Annotated in this window: 24 protein-coding genes and 1 other RNA gene; 7 read left to right on the top strand and 18 right to left on the bottom strand. The window is 34.6% G+C overall.

The window, feature by feature from the left end:
• Positions 1–184 precede the first annotated feature (184 nt).
• On the bottom strand, positions 185–613 hold the full coding sequence (locus BBROOKSOX_RS04000; protein ID WP_139659871.1) for an adenylyltransferase/cytidyltransferase family protein: 429 nt from the start codon (positions 611–613) through the stop codon (positions 185–187).
• A 64-nt stretch (positions 614–677) separates the two neighbouring features.
• On the bottom strand, positions 678–1,331 hold the full coding sequence (locus tag BBROOKSOX_RS03995) for a CDP-alcohol phosphatidyltransferase family protein (RefSeq protein ID WP_139659869.1): 654 nt from the start codon (positions 1,329–1,331) through the stop codon (positions 678–680).
• Between the two features lie 241 nt (positions 1,332–1,572).
• On the opposite strand from BBROOKSOX_RS03995, the gene hisA reads away from it, so the two are divergent.
• From hisA to BBROOKSOX_RS03970, 5 genes are read left to right on the top strand one after another with little or no spacing between them, the layout of a single operon-like run.
• The gene (gene hisA, locus BBROOKSOX_RS03990; protein ID WP_139659868.1) at positions 1,573–2,304 is read left to right on the top strand and encodes a 1-(5-phosphoribosyl)-5-[(5-phosphoribosylamino)methylideneamino]imidazole-4-carboxamide isomerase; all 732 of its coding nucleotides are present in this window, start codon (positions 1,573–1,575) and stop codon (positions 2,302–2,304) included.
• The gene (locus BBROOKSOX_RS03985; protein WP_139659867.1) at positions 2,304–2,600 is read left to right on the top strand and encodes an RnfH family protein; all 297 of its coding nucleotides are present in this window, start codon (positions 2,304–2,306) and stop codon (positions 2,598–2,600) included. Before hisA ends, BBROOKSOX_RS03985 begins: the two co-directional genes overlap by 1 nt.
• 40 nt (positions 2,601–2,640) lie before the next feature.
• A complete protein-coding gene (locus BBROOKSOX_RS03980) occupies positions 2,641–3,471 on the top strand; it encodes an HlyC/CorC family transporter (RefSeq protein WP_139659865.1) in 831 nt (276 codons plus the stop codon).
• Positions 3,472–3,484: 13 nt separating this feature from the next.
• A complete protein-coding gene (pmbA, locus tag BBROOKSOX_RS03975; RefSeq protein WP_139659864.1) occupies positions 3,485–4,801 on the top strand; it encodes a metalloprotease PmbA in 1,317 nt (438 codons plus the stop codon).
• On the top strand, positions 4,801–5,964 hold the full coding sequence (locus BBROOKSOX_RS03970) for a UbiH/UbiF/VisC/COQ6 family ubiquinone biosynthesis hydroxylase (protein WP_139659862.1): 1,164 nt from the start codon (positions 4,801–4,803) through the stop codon (positions 5,962–5,964). The genes pmbA and BBROOKSOX_RS03970 overlap by 1 nt, the downstream gene beginning before the upstream one ends.
• Here the strand turns inward: BBROOKSOX_RS03970 and BBROOKSOX_RS03965 are convergent.
• The 15 genes from BBROOKSOX_RS03965 to BBROOKSOX_RS03895 all read right to left on the bottom strand — a co-directional run bounded on the left by BBROOKSOX_RS03965 (position 5,958) and on the right by BBROOKSOX_RS03895 (position 17,980).
• Complete coding sequence (locus tag BBROOKSOX_RS03965) at positions 5,958–6,509, bottom strand: 5-formyltetrahydrofolate cyclo-ligase (RefSeq protein ID WP_139659860.1); 552 nt, start codon at positions 6,507–6,509, stop codon at positions 5,958–5,960. The genes BBROOKSOX_RS03970 and BBROOKSOX_RS03965 overlap by 7 nt on opposite strands.
• A gap of 66 nt (positions 6,510–6,575) precedes the next feature.
• Positions 6,576–6,756: non-coding RNA, 6S RNA (ssrS, locus tag BBROOKSOX_RS03960), on the bottom strand.
• A 278-nt stretch (positions 6,757–7,034) separates the two neighbouring features.
• Entirely contained in the window at positions 7,035–7,754 is a 720-nt protein-coding gene (gene fabG / locus BBROOKSOX_RS03955; RefSeq protein WP_139659858.1) for a 3-oxoacyl-ACP reductase FabG, read from the bottom strand.
• 24 nt (positions 7,755–7,778) lie between these two features.
• The gene (locus BBROOKSOX_RS03950; RefSeq protein ID WP_139659856.1) at positions 7,779–8,216 is read right to left on the bottom strand and encodes a 3-hydroxylacyl-ACP dehydratase; all 438 of its coding nucleotides are present in this window, start codon (positions 8,214–8,216) and stop codon (positions 7,779–7,781) included.
• Positions 8,209–8,997 (bottom strand): beta-ketoacyl synthase chain length factor, encoded by a 789-nt coding sequence (locus BBROOKSOX_RS03945; RefSeq protein ID WP_139659855.1) that lies wholly within the window; start codon positions 8,995–8,997, stop codon positions 8,209–8,211. The genes BBROOKSOX_RS03950 and BBROOKSOX_RS03945 overlap by 8 nt, the downstream gene beginning before the upstream one ends.
• Positions 8,991–10,178 carry a beta-ketoacyl-[acyl-carrier-protein] synthase family protein gene (locus tag BBROOKSOX_RS03940; protein ID WP_139659854.1) on the bottom strand — a complete coding sequence of 396 codons (1,188 nt, stop codon included), beginning with the start codon at positions 10,176–10,178 and terminating at the stop codon, positions 8,991–8,993. The genes BBROOKSOX_RS03945 and BBROOKSOX_RS03940 overlap by 7 nt, the downstream gene beginning before the upstream one ends.
• Before the next feature lie 21 nt (positions 10,179–10,199).
• Positions 10,200–12,515, bottom strand: a complete 2,316-nt coding sequence (locus BBROOKSOX_RS03935; RefSeq protein ID WP_218973698.1) for an MMPL family transporter — start codon at positions 12,513–12,515, stop codon at positions 10,200–10,202.
• Entirely contained in the window at positions 12,481–13,038 is a 558-nt protein-coding gene (locus tag BBROOKSOX_RS03930; protein WP_139659852.1) for a LolA-related protein, read from the bottom strand. Before BBROOKSOX_RS03930 ends, BBROOKSOX_RS03935 begins: the two co-directional genes overlap by 35 nt.
• Positions 13,035–13,931 carry an LpxL/LpxP family acyltransferase gene (locus BBROOKSOX_RS03925; RefSeq protein WP_139659851.1) on the bottom strand — a complete coding sequence of 299 codons (897 nt, stop codon included), beginning with the start codon at positions 13,929–13,931 and terminating at the stop codon, positions 13,035–13,037. Before BBROOKSOX_RS03925 ends, BBROOKSOX_RS03930 begins: the two co-directional genes overlap by 4 nt.
• Positions 13,928–14,218 carry a hypothetical protein gene (locus BBROOKSOX_RS03920; RefSeq protein WP_139659850.1) on the bottom strand — a complete coding sequence of 97 codons (291 nt, stop codon included), beginning with the start codon at positions 14,216–14,218 and terminating at the stop codon, positions 13,928–13,930. Before BBROOKSOX_RS03920 ends, BBROOKSOX_RS03925 begins: the two co-directional genes overlap by 4 nt.
• A 78-nt stretch (positions 14,219–14,296) precedes the next feature.
• Entirely contained in the window at positions 14,297–15,613 is a 1,317-nt protein-coding gene (locus tag BBROOKSOX_RS03915) for an AMP-binding protein (RefSeq protein WP_139659849.1), read from the bottom strand.
• A 4-nt stretch (positions 15,614–15,617) separates the two neighbouring features.
• Positions 15,618–16,229 (bottom strand): hypothetical protein, encoded by a 612-nt coding sequence (locus BBROOKSOX_RS03910; protein WP_139659848.1) that lies wholly within the window; start codon positions 16,227–16,229, stop codon positions 15,618–15,620.
• The gene (locus tag BBROOKSOX_RS03905; RefSeq protein ID WP_139659847.1) at positions 16,229–16,495 is read right to left on the bottom strand and encodes a phosphopantetheine-binding protein; all 267 of its coding nucleotides are present in this window, start codon (positions 16,493–16,495) and stop codon (positions 16,229–16,231) included. The genes BBROOKSOX_RS03910 and BBROOKSOX_RS03905 overlap by 1 nt, the downstream gene beginning before the upstream one ends.
• 65 nt (positions 16,496–16,560) lie before the next feature.
• Positions 16,561–17,190, bottom strand: a complete 630-nt coding sequence (locus BBROOKSOX_RS03900) for a YdcF family protein (RefSeq protein ID WP_218973697.1) — start codon at positions 17,188–17,190, stop codon at positions 16,561–16,563.
• 37 nt (positions 17,191–17,227) lie between these two features.
• The gene (locus tag BBROOKSOX_RS03895; RefSeq protein ID WP_180323842.1) at positions 17,228–17,980 is read right to left on the bottom strand and encodes a glycosyltransferase family 2 protein; all 753 of its coding nucleotides are present in this window, start codon (positions 17,978–17,980) and stop codon (positions 17,228–17,230) included.
• A gap of 202 nt (positions 17,981–18,182) precedes the next feature.
• Here BBROOKSOX_RS03895 and BBROOKSOX_RS03890 point away from each other — a divergent pair, with 202 nt between their 5' ends.
• Positions 18,183–18,614 (top strand): hypothetical protein, encoded by a 432-nt coding sequence (locus tag BBROOKSOX_RS03890; protein WP_257607756.1) that lies wholly within the window; start codon positions 18,183–18,185, stop codon positions 18,612–18,614.
• Positions 18,615–18,819: 205 nt separating this feature from the next.
• A complete protein-coding gene (locus tag BBROOKSOX_RS03885) occupies positions 18,820–19,389 on the top strand; it encodes an acyloxyacyl hydrolase (RefSeq protein WP_139659844.1) in 570 nt (189 codons plus the stop codon).
• 262 nt (positions 19,390–19,651) lie between these two features.
• Here the strand turns inward: BBROOKSOX_RS03885 and BBROOKSOX_RS03880 are convergent, their stop codons facing one another.
• Positions 19,652–20,095, bottom strand: a complete 444-nt coding sequence (locus tag BBROOKSOX_RS03880) for an Sbal_3080 family lipoprotein (protein ID WP_139659843.1) — start codon at positions 20,093–20,095, stop codon at positions 19,652–19,654.
• Between the last annotated feature and the right edge of the window lie 48 nt (positions 20,096–20,143).

Here is a 20,143-nt window from a genome sequence, read left to right as displayed (position 1 = left end):
CACTAGGGTGCTTTTATTTTGTAATAACTCAAGTACTAATTTTGTTTTAAATGCTGAGGTGTATTTGGTTCGTTTTTTTACTCATTTTTTTTACTCCGATTTTTTTGTTTAGTTTAACTTGTTCGAAATAAGAAAATTTAAATTGTTGTCTTAATTTGTTGGGGTTTTATATGGTGGTGTCTTCTTATTTTTGTGTATCTTTTTGAAACTGCGTTATAATATTTTTTTTAATTTGGGTGGAAGAAGTTCGTGGATGATATTGAATTTGATATACCTTTTTTCCCTGTTCGTCAAAGTATTTTTCCACATTATGATTATGTGGTTTTTTACCCCAGTCTTGTCCAATAACAAAAATATCCGCTCTAACTTGCTCGCAAACAGAAAGGTAATCCAATTCATGATAGGGTAGTACAATATCCACACAGCTAAGTGCTTCAAGCATTTCGATGCGTTGTTCAAGCGGAATAATCGGAATATTGGGTTTGTATAATTTGACGACTTCATCAGAAGCAATGCCAACAACAACCGTTTCACCTAATGTGGCACAATATTCCAGTAATGCAAGATGACCAACGTGCAATAAATCAAAGGTACCTACTGTATATACAACCATGACTGTATTTAACTCCTAAATTAAAATTATTTTTATTATGTTGCTTTACTAGATTTGCTATTTTTTATAGCAGTTTATAGCCATAGATACATGTTATTCCTAGTGTATAAATAGCAAGAATATAAACATTAACTGAGTTGCCAGAAAGTTTTGGCGTTTTTATTTGCGAAACATTCAAAGCAGAAAGACCTAAAATACTCATATAAAAAATAACAGAAAACACCCCTACACTAAAAACACCTTCAAATAAAAATAGGAAAACCAGTATTATGTTATTGTTATCAAGAGCCATGCCTGTGTACTTAGAGCCACTAGAAAGACCATAGGTATTAAAATAACTAAGGCGAATAGCGCTAGCAGAAATTATGAAAAATGCCCCAAGTAAAAAGATTGGATCAAATTGAGCGTAACTCAACAAAAGAATGGCAGGAGATACACCGTAGTTAACAATATCTATTAAGGAATCAAGTTGCCCTCCAAAAAAACCTTGTTGACTTGTTCGCCCTTTCATTTTTCGAGCAATGAGTCCATCTGCCCAGTCAAATGCAACAGCCCAAATCATACCAATCATTGCGGCGTGGTACACGCCTAAAATACTAAAGTAAATGGCTAATAGCGTACAAGCTAACCCAGCAAGTGAACACAAATTGGGAAGATCTTTGACAAACGAAATAATGGTAGGTTGTAAATCTTGAGGTTCTACTTTTTGTGAAATCATTGAAGCCTAAATTTAGAGACTATACTCCTTAATTGATTGTGGTTGATGTTATTTTATTTTAGGAGCAAAATTAGAGAAATAAAACGGGTTTCTTGGTTTTTGAAAAATTGAAACTAAGAGTCAATATTATGAATAACGTAAAAGTCTTTAAACTACACTTAAATAAAGCAGTTGGTTATTGTTAATCTAGTAAATAAAATATCGGTAAAATTCAGTTTTTAGGGATAATTAAATAAAAAAAATGATCATAATTCCAGCAATAGATTTAAAAGATGGGCAATGCGTGCGTTTGCGTCAAGGGCTAATGGATGATACGACGGTGTTTTCTGATAATCCAGTAGATATGGCAGCGCAGTGGGTAGCACAGGGGGCGCGTAGATTGCACTTGGTAGATCTGAATGGGGCATTCGAAGGCAAGCCTATGAATGCGGCAAGTGTGACGCAGATTGTATCGGCATTTCCTGATCTGCCTGTTCAGATTGGTGGCGGTATTCGTAATATGGATATTGCTAATGCGTATATTGAAGCAGGGGTTGGTTATTTGATTATTGGCACAATGGCAGTGACGCATCCTGAGTTTGTGTCGCAGTTGTGTCGTGAGTTTCCTGATCAGGTGATTGTGGGTTTGGATGCCAATGATGGCTTGGTGGCAACGGAAGGTTGGGCGCAAAAGACAGATTTGCATGTGGTGGATTTATCGAAAAAATTCGAGCAAGATGGGGTGAGTTCGATTGTTTATACCGATATTGCTCGTGACGGCATGATGCAAGGGGTGAATGTTGAGGCGACGATGAGTCTTGCTAAACAAACCTCAATTCCTATTATTGCTTCAGGCGGTATTACCAATATAGAGGATATATCTGGACTGCTGAGCGAGGCACATCACGGTATTATGGGTGCAATTACTGGGCGGGCTATTTACGAAGGTACGCTTGATTTTGCTCAAGCGCAGCAACTGTGTGATGCTAAATAATGAAAATTGAAGTTGCCTACGCATTAGAAAGTAAACAAACACTACTTGCTTTGGAAGTGGATAAGGGGACGACACTTAAACAGGCGATCGTGTTGTCTGGCATTATGGCGTCTTATCCGCAAATTGATTTGTCTAAGGACAAGACAGGTATTTTTGGCAAGATTGCTAAATTGGATACGGTTTTGCGTCCAAAAGATAGAGTTGAGATCTATCGACCCCTAATTGCCGACCCAAAGCAAGTGCGTAAAGAGCGTGCCGCACAAGGTAAAAAAATGCGTGGTGGCAAAAAAGCTTGATTTTTGTTACAATGGCAACTTAGTTATTACCAAATTTTAAATGAACGAAGAACAACCTACCTCGACATTGTCTTTTTTACAAAGATTAAAAAAACGATTTTTCCACATACCACTACGCTCCAGTGATGAATTACTGCAATCTTTAAAAGAGGCTGAAGAGAGCCATGTGATTGATTCACACTCGCGTTCAATTATTGAAGGCACGATGCAGCTTGAGAATATGGAGGTGCGTGATGTTATGGTGCCTAGGTCAAAAATGATACTGATTGACCATCAGGCGACGACTAAGGAGTTGCTTAATGTTATGATTGAGTCTGCACACTCTAGATTTCCAATCATTAATAATGAACAACATAAAATCTTAGGGGTTATTTTGGCTAAGGATTTACTGGGTTATTTTGCAGTTGAGAAAAAATCTGAGTTTAATTATAAGCAATATTTACGCGATGCTATTTTGGTGCCAGAAAGCAAAACTTTGGGTGCGTTATTAAGAGACTTTCAACAAAAGAAATCACATATGGCGATTGTGATGGATGAATATGGCGAGATTGCAGGTTTGGCAACATTAGAAGATGTGTTGGAACAAATTGTGGGTGAAATTGAGGACGAGCATGATTCGGAAGAGGATAATATTATTGATTTTAGTGGTGGGCGTTATTTACTTAAAGGACATACACCGATTGAAGAATTTAATGAATTTTTTAATGTTAAATTGCAAGCGGAGGATGTGGATACTGTGGCAGGTTTGGTTGTTGCCGGTTTTACTTATTTGCCAGAGCAGTTGGATGAGATTGACTTGCAAGGGTTTCACTTTAAGGTTTTAAAGGCGGATTCTCGAAGATTGCGTTCATTGGAAGTAACTAGAAAATAATAATGGGGAATTTATGTCATCTTTAGAACAAACTGCACACACAGCGATTGAGCTGTTAAAAAAATATAAGGTTAGTGATTATGAGTTATTGCTTGACTCAAGCTCAGGTGTTTCTACTGCGGTAAGATTGGGTGAGGTTGAAACCCTGCAATATCATCTGGATAAAGGTTTTGAAATCAATGTATTTTTTGGCAAAAAGAAAGGTCACGCATCAAGCGTTGATGTCAGTAAAGACAGTCTTGATAAAACTATTAAATCTGCTTGTCTGATTGCAAAATATACCCAAGATGACCCTTTTAATGGGTTAGCACCAAAAGAATTGATGGCATTTGACACACCTGATTTAGACTTGTATCACCCTTGGGATTTGGATGCACAACACAGTATCGATATTGCTAAAGCTTGTGAAGAGGCGGCGCTTGCACAAGATGAGATTGATAATTCTGAAGGTGCAGAGGTGTCTAGTTTCCAAGGCGAAGGCTTGTATGCCAATTCTAACGGTTTGATTGTCACGCAAAGCAGCACTCGTCATTCATTAAATTGCGTGCTCATTGCCAAGCGTGGTGATGATATGCAAACAGCATATGAATACACAACAGCACTTGATGCAAATGCTCTAGAAACACCACAACTACTGGGCAAAAAAGCAGCAAAACTTGCACAGCAGAAATTGGGTGCGCGCTCGCTGGCTTCACAAAAATGTCCTGTGATTTTTACCCCACGCGTATCTGGTGGCTTATTTTCACAACTCTTAGGTGCATTGGGTGGCTCTAGTCAATACAAAAAATCTACTTTTTTATTAAACAGTATCGACAAGATTGTTTTGCCAGAAGATATTAGTTTTCGTGAGCATCCTTTTGCTAAAAAAACGCTGGGTGCCAAGGCGATTGACCGCGATGGTGTACTTAAACGCGAGCAATATTTTATTGAGGATGGGCGTGTTAAAAGTTATATCATGGGGCAATATTCTGCCAATCAATTAGGGCTACAAACCACCGCTAATGCGGGCGGTGTGAGCAATGCTATTGTTGAGTCAAGCTTTAACGGTGGCTTAGATGAGATGATTAAGGCGATGGATACAGGTTTAATAGTAACAGAATTAATGGGCCAAGGTGTGAATGGCACAACAGGTGATTATTCTCGTGGTGCATTAGGGTTTTGGGTGGAGCAGGGTGAAATCCAGTATCCAGTATCGGGGCTTACCATTGCTGGCAACCTTAAAGATATGTTATTGGGTATTGTGCATGTAGGTAATGATGTGGACCAGCGCAACAATATTAAGGTTGGCTCTGTACTGATTAATCAAATGACGGTAGCAGGCGAAAGCTAATGGATAATTTTGATATTATCATTGTGGGCGGTGGTATGGTTGGGCAAGCATTTGCCTTGTCCATGGCAAAGCGCCATCAAAGCAATCTGAGTATTGCAATTATTGAGCCGAATAATCCAAATCCTGAAGTAAAAGAAAATTTTCATACGCGTGTGAGTGCAATTACCCCAACTTCAGAAGCTTTTTTAAAAGATATTGATGTGTGGGATTTGATTGAGCGCAAGTACGCTTTTACTGATACTAGGGTATGGGATAAAAATTCGCATGGCGCTCTGGATTTTTCAATAGCAGATGACGATTCAACGCATTTAGGGCACATCATAGAAAATGACTGTATTCAATCGGCTATGTATATGGCGTTAGCTGATACTAAAGTAGAATTCATTAGCGCTAAACTTGATGATATTAATAAAACTAAGCAAGGTTATTGTTTAAATTTGAATGATGAACAGCAACTTCAATGCTCGTTATTAATTGGTGCAGATGGTGCGCGTTCTCGTGTTCGAGATTTGGCAGGTATTGAGTTTAGTGAAAATGATTATCAACAAAAAGCCATTGTTTGTAATATTCGCTCAAACAAAGATTTTGAGAATACAACTTGGCAGCGATTTTTGTCTGCAAGTATTATTGCACTATTGCCATTGAGTCACAATGAAGCATCCATTGTTTGGTCGGCAGAAAATCACTTGGCTGATGAATTGTTGGCATTATCGCCTGAAGCGTTTGCTAAGCGACTTTCAGTAGGTGTGGAAGTCCGCTTTGGTGAGTTTGAAATATTGAGTGAGATTCAAGCCTTTCCATTGATTGAGCGAAGTGCTAAAGATTATGTTAAAGAAAATTTAGCACTCATTGGTGATGCAGCGCATAATATCCACCCACTGGCAGGGCAAGGCGTTAATTTAGGTTTTTCTGATGTTGTTGAATTATCGCAGCAATTAAATACCAATAATAAACTTTTAGGGGATTATTTAGTTTTACGAAAATATGCCAGAGCCAGAAGATTGGACAATGAGCTGATGGCAAAAACCATGAGTGGACTGAATTGGATCTATAAAGAAAACAACGAACCACTTAGGTGGCTACGAGGTTTTGGCATGAATTTAATCAATGAAAATTCAATGTTTAAATCATTTTTTCAAAAATACGCTACGGGCAGTCAATAAATTTTAGTTGGGGTAATGATTGCATCAAGTGCCACATCCCAAGATTGACTCTCAATCTTAGTTACTTGTTGACAATCAAAAGCCAGTCCATAGAGTTTTGGATTACTGTGGTTTGTCTGGTTTTTTTTAAAAGACAAGGTGCGGTCGTAGAAGCCACCACCCATGCCAATACGGTTTTTATGCTTATCAAAACCCACCAATGGTATAAAGATAACATCCAGTTGTTCAGCGTTTAATATCTCAGTAGCAACGGGTTCATTGATACCAAATTTGTTTTTTTTAAATTCATTGCCAATTTTTGCAAATTTAAGACTTTTGCCGACTAATATCGGTAAATAAATACCAATACCTTGTTTTTCTAAGAAATTATGAATATATTTTGGGCTGATTTCACCATCATTTTCTAAATAAAGGGCAATTTTTTGCCCATCTTGAGTATTGCTTATTTTTTGTATTTGATGCAATATTTGTCTAGCAGACTGCGCTCGCTCGCTCGCTGTGATAGCGCGCCGTTGTTGTCTTAGAGATTGGCGGTTTGCTTGCATTTTTAGATTATAGCATGAATACATTAAAAACGCCCAAGCAGGAACTTGGGCGTTTAGGGTGAAATTCGAGTGTCTATCACCCTGCGGGCTTTAAACCTGAACCATATGGTTCAAGGCGGAAGTTTGAAGTCTGCCGCAGGCTTCCCACTTCGAGGTGGGCTTGCACAATAGCAACCTATCGCATTTCCTTATTTGTTTATTTATCAGCTCAGGGGACAAAAGCCAAACGCAAACATAATAGACAGTGACTATTATCGCTGTTTTGGCATGTCAATAAACATTTTTTTTGCATTTTTAGTAAATAGAGGCAATCTTAAAGCAACATCACGCCCATTCTATGAAAGAAAATAAGAAGAGACCTTTGCATAAATAGGAACAATCATCAGAAACCCACTTTTCACCCACTTGGCGATTTTTTAAACCCAGCCTTAGCCCTGCTAGGACAAGCTTTAAAAAAATCACCAATTGGGCAAAAATTGGATTTTGCTAATCATCCCTATTTATGCAAAGGTCTCAAGAAAAATATTAGGCCATACCGCCATTAACACCAATGACTTGTCCAGAAATATAACTGGCAGAATCACTTGCCAGAAAAGAGACCAGAGCAGCTACTTCTTCTACTTCTCCTGCTCGTCCAGCAGGTATGGTTTTTTTTATATAATCCTCGTCAAATATATCTTGAGTCATGCTACCCTTGATAATGCCTGGCGCTATAGCGTTAACTGTAATTCCCCTGGATGACATTTCTATGGCTAAAGATTTGGTAGCGCCAATTATGCCAGCCTTTGTTGCTGAATAATTAACTTGTCCACGGTTACCCATTACACCTGCAACTGAAGATAAATTAATAATTCTACCCCAGCGAGTCTTCATCATTGGTAGCATGAGTTTCTGTGTAACATTAAAAAATCCGTTTAAATTTACATCCATCACTCTTTGCCATTGAGAATGATACATACCAGCAAAAATTCCATCATCATGAATACCTGCATTATTAACCAAAATTTGGATGGTACCTTGGTTAAGAATTTTGTCTAATTCTTTTTGAGTGGCGTCTTTATCGGTAATATCAAAACAAACGGTAGATGCCATTCCACCATTTTCAACAATGGTTTTTACAATCTCGATGGCTTTGGTTTTATTGGTATTGCTGTGAACCAAAACTTCAATATTATTTTTGGCTAAATCAATGCATATTGCCTTGCCTAAATCCCCGCTACCACCTGTTACTAAAGCTCTTTTCATTGTCATATATTTTGTTTAAAAAAATTAATTATTAAAAACAGCAACAATAGTTGCCCTTCCAGATATTAAGTCAGTATCTTCAGAAGCAACTGAAAATTCGTAAATCATATTACCTTGAGAGGCAAATTTTCTTGTGGCTTTAACAATCAAAGGCGAGGCAATATTGTTTATGTCAAAATTTTGATAGAAATTTACATTTTTTAACGCTGCCAAATAACCTTCTTGCATCTGTTCTGTTAAATATTTTGCAATTAATGCACCGTGAACTGCCATTGCTTGGGCACCATATTCTATCAAAGCTGATACAGGCAGGGAACCATTGTTACGCAAAGGATTGTCATTTTTCTGATGTGTTTGTGTTATGCAAACAATAGAATCACTATCCCATTGCTTAACAGTATCAAGCAAGCACATTTTTTCAGAATGTGGAATTAAGTGACAAAGTTCAATGTTGCTAAACATTATTGACTTTTATTGATAATTGATTTTGATTCACATATGGAATCACGATTTCAACGCTTGCTCCTTTAACCAAAGCCTCAATTAATGGCAATCCCATACCAATAGGATTGCCAATCCTCATTTTTTCAAGCGATTTGTTGAAACATTGGGTAACACTTTTTTGATTGTTTATGACAGAACCTTCAATACTTCCTATTGTGTCAAGGTGTTTGTCTGCACTGAGTAACAAAGCAATCCCAACTGGGTATTCAAAATGACGAAAACACTCTAAATTACTGGGGATAACATTATCATAAGCAACTAATAATACATCATTTTTTTCAATCAATACTTGGGTTAATGCTTCAATCAGTCCAGCAGAAAAAGTATTATCGCCTGCAGATAAGCTAACTGAAGCGGTTTGTATGCCAGTGGCAATTGAAAAATACCCCGCAGGCGTGTTATGCACAGAATTATGAAACAAAGTTGGCGACACCATTTTTTCTTTGGTTGATAAGGACTTGCATATTTTATCTGTGATATCTAAATCCCCCTCCGATGAGGCAAAAACTGCTAAAGTATCATTTTTATAATCTATAGAATCAATAGCTTTTAACGCAAGCCTGATGACAATTGTGGTTCGGCGAGCTTCATTTGCTGGCAATGAAGAGGGTGTCATTTTGGATAAAGCTTCTGGATGCCAGTCCATATTGCCTTTAAGAATCTCTAATGACTTGTTAGAGTCTTCCATTCCTGGGGCTATTACAGAAATGCCATTGATGTACACTGTATTATTTAACATGAAAATATCAGGCTGCAATTGCTACCGCCAAATCCAAAAGAATTAGACATAACATGGTTTAATGATTGTTTTATACACTTTGTTGGCACTCGAATAGGGAGGTTATCATCAATAGTGCGTAAATTTATATTAGCAGGAATGATAGAATTTTCCAAAGCTAAAGTACAGATAATAGCTTCATTAATTCCAGCTGCACCTAAAGTATGTCCCGTCATACCTTTGGTTGAGCTACACATAATTTCAGGATTAAAAGCCGAAGACAATCCTTTTGATTCTGAATAATCATTTGATAGGGTTGCTGTGCCATGTAAATTTATATAATCCACATCCGAGGGTTTGATTCCAGAGCTCACTAACGCCTTTTCTATCGCTATTTTCCCACCAACACCTTCAGGATGTGGTGAGGAGATATGATGAGCATCACTGCTTTCACCATAACCTGTTAAATGGATACAATTGTTGTTGTTAGATTTTTCCAGCAACATAAAGCCTGCGGCTTCACCTATATTAATACCTTGTCGATTCTTATCCCAAGGACGACAAATATCCTGGGATATTAATTGCAGTGAATTAAACCCATACAAGGTAGTCAAACATAGGCTGTCAACACCACCAACGATGACAGCATCACAAAGACCTGCGGTTATGTATCTATGAGCTGAGGCAAAAACTTTAGCACTTGACGAGCAAGCAGTCGAAATTACCATACCGACACCCGTTAGTCCCAATGAGCGACAAACATACCTTTGAACAGAGCCGGTATTGTTTGTATAGAGCATATCTATATTTAGTAATTTGCCTGTGTTCTTATCTCTGCCAATATAGGCATTTTCAGTTTCTGCAATGCCAGAAGTGCTGGTGCCAATAAAAACACCAATTCGATTTTTCCCATACTTATTAACCGCTCTATCAACTTCATCACGGAAATTATCAACATCTAGCGCTAATTTGGCTAATTTGTTATTTCTACAACTGAACTTTGCTAGGTGGTCTTCTAATTCAACATCCTCAACTTTGTCCACCAACCCTAAAAAAGTATTGAAGTTCATCTCGGGATAGCTAGAATTACGCAACCCACTAGAGCCATCAAACATTGCATCTAAAGTAAAGCGTTTACCATTGCCTAGTGCATTAACTAATGTGCTGGCAGTTACTTGAAGTGAATCTATTGTTTTATTCATATTTATGTAAAGATCTTATATTTATTTTGTAGGCGTGCTAATAAATTTAGCAATGATAAAGCACGCAAAAACCCCAATAACAACAATTTGTCCAATTGAGCTTAATACAGTAACATTTGAAAAAGCCAGCACTGAAAATGTCATTATAGTTGTTATTGCACTAATAGTAATGGCATGTGTGCTATTAGAGAGTTGGATCACCTTATTATTTTCATAATTAAAGAATAAGCTGTAATCAAAACCCAAGCCAATAACCAGTAATAATGATAACAAATGAAAAATATTAATACTATTGCCTAATAGTGCTTGAAAACTAAGGCTGATTAAAACACCAGAAAAAACGGGTAAAACAATCCAAATTCGATTTTTATTTTTATAGGCAAACCAAAGAGTGATAGCAAATAGTAATAACAACATGGCAAACAATCTAGTCCAGGTTTTCTTTAGATAGTTATTCATAATATTGCCAGCTATCGCACTAATTGAATAATAAGTGTTTTTTAATAGATAGGAGTTATTTACCTGTTGTTTAAATTTATTGATATTTTTAATGTCAATTACCCTTATTAGAGAATACCAGACACCATTTTGGACAAACAACAACGACTGGAGTTTGTTTGCCATGAAGGATTCTTTAAAATCTTGATAGTTAAGTAAAGGCATTGTTTTGCTTGAACTGATATCATTAATAAAGTTGTCAAATGCATCTTGTTTAAAAGGCATTTTTGATAGGGCTAGAGCAACATTGTTTCTTAACTTTTCTTTGTTGGGTAACTGCTCTTGACGATATTTTTGTGTTTTTCTATCAGGCAATAATGTATCTGCACCCATAGTTCCACCAATAATATCTTGAGTGACTAAATTTTTTAGTTGTTGTTGTATTTCTTGGGTTTTTGTTAAAACCTTTGCTAAATTTTTATCCGATGCCAAAAAAATGTGATTAATTTCTTCTGCACCTAATGCTTGACGTAAATTTGCATCAACTTTTTTTGATACAATTGAAGCAGGATTTAATTGTGATATGTCGGTATTAAACAAACCAACTTGCTGTGATAGAAATATTGCAGGTAATAAAACAACCAACAAACTCATGAAAATTTTAGATTTTAATGATAGGCACTTCCCAATAGGAATTTTTCTTTTATCTATCTTGGTATTTTGCATCCATAAAGGTAAAAAATAAACACTAATAAAAAGCGTTGATAATAAGCCAATTGAGGCAAAAATAGCAAGTTGTGTAAGACCATCAAAACCAGTTCCTATTAAAGCCATATAGGAAAATATGGAAGTCAGAACACCGATTCTAAGTGGTTTTAAAATTTTCTTAACGGCATTTCTAGCTGAAACTTTTGTGCAAGTATTGCTAAATACATGTAATGGATAATCAAGACAAACGCCAAGCGCAGTGACACCAAATGCTAGCACGATGCCATGAATTTGAGAGAAAACAAGCTGAGTGATGCTCATTGAAATCAAAACAGAGGATGCAAGAGTAATAATCGCCAGTAGTAATAAATAAATAGATCTATAGATAAATACAAATACAAAAAACATAATAATTATCAATGCAAAACTTGCATATTGAATGGTATTAAGGATATTTTTACGCATTTCAACCGCCACAATGCTAGCACCAGATAACAACAATTTTGCGCTACTGGGTTTATTAGCTTCAAAGGTATTCTTAATGGTTTTTATGGCTAAGTCTTGTTGTTCAATGGTAGAATTTTTTTGAATCTGAATCATTAGTAATGCTTTGTTATCAACAAACCAAACGCCATTTTTCTGTTTGGCAGTTGTTTTAATTTGATTTAAAGACAGGTAGTCCAAGAACACGCTTTGAGGGTCAATCAATAAATAATCAATAAATTCACTGGGCGTGTCAGCGGTAAAAGCAGTTAATAATTTTTCAAAATTATGGCGTAAACTACCAATATCAAATGTATTGTTGTTATGCAATAAGTATCGATATTTTAATAATTTTTCATGTTTTAAATTATTAAAATTTTGTGAGTTAATGACAAAATTAAACGACTCCTTTTTTTCTAAATTGAGCTTTAATGCCCGACTAAGTCGAGATAATTCTTTGTCATTAGAGCCTGAAATTTGTGCCAAAATAAGATTGGCAGATAAGCCTTTTTGAGATTGGTCAATCAGCACTTGTGCGTTTTTATTCTGAATATTAGCAGGCATAAACTGTTCAATATTAGAGACAACCAATAAATTGTTGTTTAAATACCAAGCAGAAGCGGCGACAACTATAAAAAACAAAAAATTTCGAGATGTTGTTGTCATTTTTTTATCATTGACTAAAAGTTGTGATAATGCTAGTGCCATCAGATTTCGACAATTTAATAACATTGATACTACCAAGTTGACCTGTTATTAAAATACTTGAAATCTCAGATAAAACTTCTGAATCTCTTGGAATTAACTTGATTTTCCAATCAGTAAGCTTATTGGAATATTCAATGAAATAATTGTTTGAAATTTTTTCCTTATTTCCTAATAAAAGCCATCTTATGGCGTTAACACCACTGGCAAGCACAGGATAATTGGCAAGGAGTATTTCCCTCTTGCCGTTATCATCTAACAGCAAAAGTGTGTTGTCTGTTATGTGAATTTCAGATTTCCTAGGCGCGGCAATGTATTTGCTCATCAAACCATCATCGTTAAATGATACCGTTCCTGTTGTCTTAATTTCTTCGGTAAAAAAAGTTGCACTGCGCAATTCAACAAACTTTAGTGACTTATTTGGGTTTTTAGAAACCAGCCCAAATACATCAGCAATCTCAATCTCTGAGTAAGCGACAATAGGGTTTGCCATTAATAGTAACAAAAAAAACTTAAACCAATTCATAATTCATCACCCCAATAGTCATAAAAGTTAAACCAATTAAACGGATGTTTTTCAATCATTTCTTGAATATATGATGTATAAACTTGGGCATTTTTTATAATATTTTTTTCTCTTTCAGATTTTTTTTCGGTGTAATTGTTCTTTATTTCTTTGAAATGAATTTCATATTTATTTTTACCCACATAGACACCAAAAAAAACAATGACTGGTTTTTTTAAAATATTCGCAAGTGCAAAGGGGGCCTTTGGAATATTGACAACATCACCTAAAAGAGTGCACTGAATTGTTTTTTGTTTATCAACACTTCTATCTGCCAATATGGCAACAAATTCAGAATTGTCAATACTTTCTTTAACCCTTAATAAGGCATTGTCATTATTTGCATCAATAATGGCATCAAACATAACGGGGTTAAGATTATATAAAATCTCAGTAATCATTGAATTATGAGATGCATCCATCATAATCTTTGCTCGATGACCATATTTAGGGGTTAAATATTGCAAAACATCAAAACCGCCGACATGAGAGCCTAGCAATATAAAGCCCAAGTTATTTTTAATTAAATCTAAAATAAGTTCTTCATTAAAAATCTTAACATCAAACTGCTCCGTTTGATTGCTGATAAAATAAACTCTGTCTAAGATAACGGCAGAAAAATGATGAATATGTTTAAGAATTTGAACAAAACCATGTCTAGGTAGTGCCGTTCTTTTTAAATAATTTTTTGAGGCAAGACGGACTTGCGATGAGGTTAAAAAAAAATACAAGGTAATTGGATACAACCAAAGCCTTGCAAAATTACGAGAAATATTGAGAGCAAGCCAGCAGATAGAATGCAAAGCAAATGGGTTACTCCTTTCTTTGTTTGCTCTCCAATTAGAATCTTTCATTTGATGCTTAAGCGACCTAAGACAGAGACCTTGCCATCAACACTACATTCGAAAGACAACAAGGTGGGGGATATGTTTTTGCACAATACAGCCACTTTTTGATTAGGCAAAATGGGTTTAATAAATTTTATCGCTATGAGCGTTATTACCTCTTTGGGCGTTTCTAACTCGGACAATCCTTGAATTACTTTCTCAACAATAATTGCCCCAGGAACAATAGGGTTGTCGGGGAAGTGCCCTGACAAAGACGGGTGTTCGTTGTTAATAATAAAGTCAAATAGAATCATAGCAACCTTAAGCTAACAAAGATACTCACAATAATTTTATACAAAATTCTATACATACGCATATTGAGAACATTTTAATCAAATATCCAGGGATGCGCCGTCAATCATTTTAATTAAATTGTTGAATGGCAATTTTCCTAATTTATTGTATGGAAGGCTGGCAACCACCTTTAATGGTCTTGGTAAAAAAACAGAATCTATTGTTTGTGACAACAGTGGTATTATTTGATCTCTTGTTAATGTTGAAGAAACGGCTAAGGCGGCTAATCGAACACGCTTATTTGTATCTTCTTTGGGTATAAAAAATATACCATCATCAACACCATCAATTTTTTTAAGCTTATATGAAAGACCACTCAATGATTCTCTCTTTCCACCGATTTTAACCAAATCACTATTACGCCCAAGCAAATAAAAAAATCTATCATCAATCATTTTAATTTGGTCAGAAATAGTGATTAAATTCTTATATCCAACAGCTTTTAATAAAATATTATTCTTGTTTGCTTTAATGTCATAATCTTCCAGCAGTTCCCATTTATCACCCTTGTTTATTTGTCTTGTTGCGATAGCACCAGATTCACTACACCCATACATTTCAAATACATGAGTGTTTAATATTTTTTCCGCCTCATTAGCAATATCATTAGATAATAGAGATGTTGCAGAAATTACAGCATCAATATTGTGCCAATTTTCTCTCAAACCAATACAAGCTTTTAAGTGCAGTGGTGTGGTGATAAGGATTTTTGGCTCTGGCGTCTCTAATACTATTTGCTGAATGTCTAAGGGATAGAATGGATAACCGTCATGCATCATTATTCCTAAGGTTAAAGGATAAATAATAGAGGTTTCAAATCCAAACATGTGTTGCGGGGGAACTGTGGCAATAATACATTTTCCCTGTACGCCTTTTGGCCATAGTCTTTTACCTACTCTTATTGCGCTTTCATTTAATTGCCCCCATGTTTTTGGATTTTTTTTGGCCTCTCCTGTAGTGCCAGAGGTGAATAAAATAGCGACAGTTTGTTGTGCACTTATATCAAAATTTTTTGTTTTTTTACATTCATTCTTATTGTTTTGTTGATACAAATCAATAACATCTTCGTCATTAATTAAATAACTATTAAAGTATGACTCTGACAGTCTTTCTATCTCTTTTTTTGCTTTTGAACTGGGAAATAAACTAATTTGACCAAGAGTGGCACAAGCAGCAAAAGTAACTAAAAAATGATATCTATTTTCACACAGGTTTATGGCGTATTTGCGCAAGAGTAAATGATTTTTTGTTAATTCGACATGAGACAAGAATTCTTCTTTAAAGATCTTACGGCCATGGTAAATAGCTATAGCATTTTTATCTAAGTTGTTAAGTAATTTAAATGTTTTTTTCATCAGGTTATTGCATAAATGAATTTCTTAATCTGCAACGAAAAAGTCGGGTTATAAAAACTTTAAAACTGATTTTGTCATTTTTAAACTTTATGTTTCTATATAAAAATTCACCCAACATGATAGAGAGGATAACAATATAATTGCCCGTATTTACAACCCAAGACCAAACTTCAACAGGAAGCCATATAGAGGCAATAATGCCTTGTATGAACATATAAATAAATCCAAGTAGCCATATTATAGTAACAATTCTTGTGTATTTTCGCTTGTCAAGATTAAGTGGTTTTTCATCTACACACTCTGCAAATTGTGTAATGATTGGTATCTTTCCAAAGGTAAGAGACTTAAAGAATGTATAAATTAAAGTCAATAAAACCACTATGGGAATAGACTGAATGAATATATATTCTTTATTGAAAAAAATAATCAAAAAAGTAAAACCCATAGTTGCAACTGCAAAAAAATATTTAATAATTAAGGGTTTTATTTTTAAGCAATAGATAAAAAATAATATTAATACCATTAAATATATAACAGGCAAATTCGTATGAGATGTTTGAATTCCTATATGGGCAACAATTGGATATAAAACAGCCCAAACAGCGATCTTACCCATTAAGTTTGATTTAATTTAACATATTTAGCTAATGAACGAATGGAAGAAAAAATTTCCTTGTTATTCGGATCATCTGATTTTAATTGAAAACCATATTGAGATGATAATGCCATAGATAATTCTAAAGAATCAATTGAATCTAACCCAAGACCGTCATAGAATAATGGTTTATCAAAATCAATATCAGATGGGTTGATGTCTTCAAGACTCAATGTTTCGACTATTAATTTGGCAATTTCAATTTCAATACTTTCTTTATTTGGCATAATTTTTTTATCAATATAATTAAATTAAAGTGAATTAAACTCATGGAACACACTGGTTTTATATTTTAACCGCTAATGATAGAAATTCTTTTAAGAATTTTACGGTTGTTCGTAAAAATAGCCCAATACCTTCCCACCAAGTAAAAATTTATATAAAAAGCTTCAATGATAATTTTACCTATATTGGTCAATGTGTATTTGAAGTTATCCTCTGCGGGGCAACTTAGCGCATTAATTTTAAAACCTTTTGCCATCATCATGCTACGAGCCATATGATAACGATTTGTGACCAACAAAACCTTTTGAATTTTGTTGTCTAATAAATGATAAAAATTCTTTAAGTTTTCTAATGTGTGAACAGACTCTTTCTCTAAAAATATTTTATTGCTATCAATACCTGAATCAATTAAGAAAGAATTCCCCGCATCTGATTCGGCAATACTAGCGTTGCCAGTTATACCACCTAAAATATAAATATTGCAATTGAGATTCTTATTGAGTATTAGTGCAGCACGATCTAATCTAGAAATGTATTCACCATCTGGGGAATTATTTTCTAATTTCTTTCCTAAAACTAATAACAGGTTTGCCTGATTATTGGCAAGACTCTTCTTGTCTTTTGCAATAACAAACACATATACAAACAAACCCATCAAACTAATACCAAGTGTTAATACAATGATAATAATTGACAAAGATAAAACAAGGTATCGATCATAATCAAACTTCATATCATTTAAAAATATTTAACACCATAGGCTTAATAACAGATTTGTACAAACCTTGGGGATACATCCCTCTTGATATAAGGGATTTTCCCACCATTAAAGTAATCAGTGTTATATCTCTTACACCTTGAAAATGGCTGGGTCTAGCATCTTCTCTATAAACAGCAGGAATAGGGACAGCATGACTATATATGCCTACTTGAGCAGCCTTGATAATAACTTCACTTTCAAAAACAAAGCCATTGTTTTTTGATATTGAAATTTTTAGGTCCTTAAAAAGTATTGAAGGATAGAGTCGAAATCCTGATTGACTATCAGAGATAGGATAACCAGAAGCCCATGCAATCCAAAAATTGGCAATTTTATTAGCATAATATCTTTTTGCAGGAATAGAGTCTTTGTCTGCCAAACGCGCACCAATAATAATGTGTTTTTTGTGTTTTTTCCTTTTGTTAATCAATAAATCAATATCCTCTGGTGCATGCTGAGCATCTCCATCAAGGGTAATAATAAAATCATTTTTGTTTTTTAAAGCAAGTTGAAACCCATCCCACAAACTCATAGCTTTGCCTTTATTGGTTGTGTGCTTGATCAAATGAATGGGCAAATTGTTTAACTCTTCAACGGTATTATCAGTAGAACCATCATCAACCACAATAACGCTTTTACATTGTTTTAAAGCCCTTTTAACGACATCACGAATGGTTCCCTCTTCATTGTAGGCGGGTATTACAATAGTAAAATTTTCTTTAATCATGTAATCTTTTTGTAAGAGAGACCTTTGCATAAATAGGAACAATCATCAGAAACCCACTTTTTACCCACTTGGCGATTTTTTAAACCCAGCCTTAGCCCTGCTAGGACAAGGTTTAAAGAAATCACCCATTGGGTAAAAATTGGATTTTGCTAATCATCCCTATTTATGCAAAGGTCTCTAAGAATAATAAAAATACATTATAATGTTAAATGAAGCACTTTTTAACGACATAAACATAAGGAAAAAAATGAAATTTAATTTACTTGGAAAAATATCAATTATTATAGTCTCTTTAGCATTATTAGCGGGTTGTGGGGCGGCACTAGTTAGAAATGTTGATGCTGCTATGATCACTGGCAATCATTCTGTTGCAAATGTTGAAAAAGCAATTGTTAGAGCTGGTACTGATCTTGGCTGGATGATGACAAAAAAATCTGACAAACATATAGTAGGAAAGCTAGCCCTTAGAACGCATCTTGCAGTTATTGATATTACCTTTGATAAAAATAGCTATTCAATTAAATACAAAGATAGTACAAACTTAGGCTATAACGGTTCAAGCATTCATTCCAATTATAATGGCTGGATTCAAAACCTACAAAAAGCCATTGCTCTTCAAATAAACATTCTATAAATTTTATTTTTTGGCGTTAGAGACCCATTGAGTCGCTTGTCTCAATGGGTTTTTTTATGAAAAAATAACTTTATCGTATTATTTATAAAGTTTTAAACAGTTAACAAAGGTATTGAAATTGCACTTCTAGAAGCGGTTAGCATAATAAAGATGCATTGCATAGAGTGTATATTATTTATTTGAACGAATATAGAAGGCTAAAATTATGAAAAATCTGATTAAAATACTCGCAACTACATCTATTCTATTTTTATTGTCTAATGGGGTGTATGCAGACCAACAAGATAGCAACTGGAGGATTTTAGTTGGTATAGGACAATCTCACCCAGGTTGGGGAGATACAACAAAAACAGTAAAAACTTACGATTTAATATTTCAACATGAGGCTTTTAAAAAAGTTGATAAAAATAATAATAATAAATTTAAGCAATCATTTTTACTAGAGGTTCCTGTTCATATTGTTAGGTCGCCATACAGTTCTTATATGACAGGTGTTAATATGTATCATAAATGGAAGTCGGTTAGTAATGATAAGGTACAACCGTATGTTTTGGTTGGTGGCGGCGTTCTATTTACAAATAAAAATATCCCAGGAACCAGTTCAAAAATTAGAGGAACCTATGGGGCCGGACTTGGTTTAGAGTTAAACTTTAATAAAGATATTGGGTACAGTATTGAAGCAAGATATCATCATGTCTCAAATGGCGGAATTAAAAAACCAAATGAGCCACTTAATTCTCATAAAATATTATTCGGTTTTAATATAAAAATATAAATTATTTGCTTATTGATTTCTATTTTAGAATGAATTTTTTAGTAAAAATTACAACAAAGTAGCATTTTTTATTATAGAGAGACCTTTGCATAAATAGGAACAATCATCAGAAACCCACTTTTCACCCACTTGGCAATTTTTTAAACCCAGCCTTAGCCCTGCTAGGACAAGGTTTAAAGAAATCACCCATTGGGAAAAAATTGGATTTTGCTAATCATCCCTATTTATGCAAAGGTTTCATAGAATTTCTTGTTCCTGAAGTCTATTTTTTATATTGAGCCAATAGTTTATTAATAACGGGTGTCATTTTCTTTTTAACACTTGCCCATTTTTTTAATGAGAAGGAGGTAAACCCTCTAGTTATATGATACTCAGCATAACCAATTCTTTTGTTCTTTTTAAATAAACGAAGCTCTGCATGTGATAAATAAGGCTTAAAGTCCCATGATCTTAATGCAGTATAAGTTAGTTTATACTCACATTTATTAGGCACAGGGGCGTTATACATTTTAGTTGTAATGCCATGGTCTTGAAAAACATCTGCTACTATGGTTGTAAAATTAGCAACAACTACTTTAGGGTTATTTTCAATACATACATGGGATATATTATGTATTTTACTTACTGGGCGAACATCAATAGATGTACACCCTGTTAATATAGTTAGGGGTAAAAGAGCAATGGTATATATTGTTATTTTTTTCATAAAGTTAAATTCTAATCAGGCTAAGATATTAAAGTATACACATTTGTA

The organism is bacterium endosymbiont of Bathymodiolus sp. 5 South, from assembly GCF_900128535.1.
Classification (GTDB): domain Bacteria; phylum Pseudomonadota; class Gammaproteobacteria; order PS1; family Pseudothioglobaceae; genus Thiodubiliella.
Note: the sequence above shows the minus strand (reverse complement) of the source record. Positions and strands in the feature narration are given on the sequence as shown.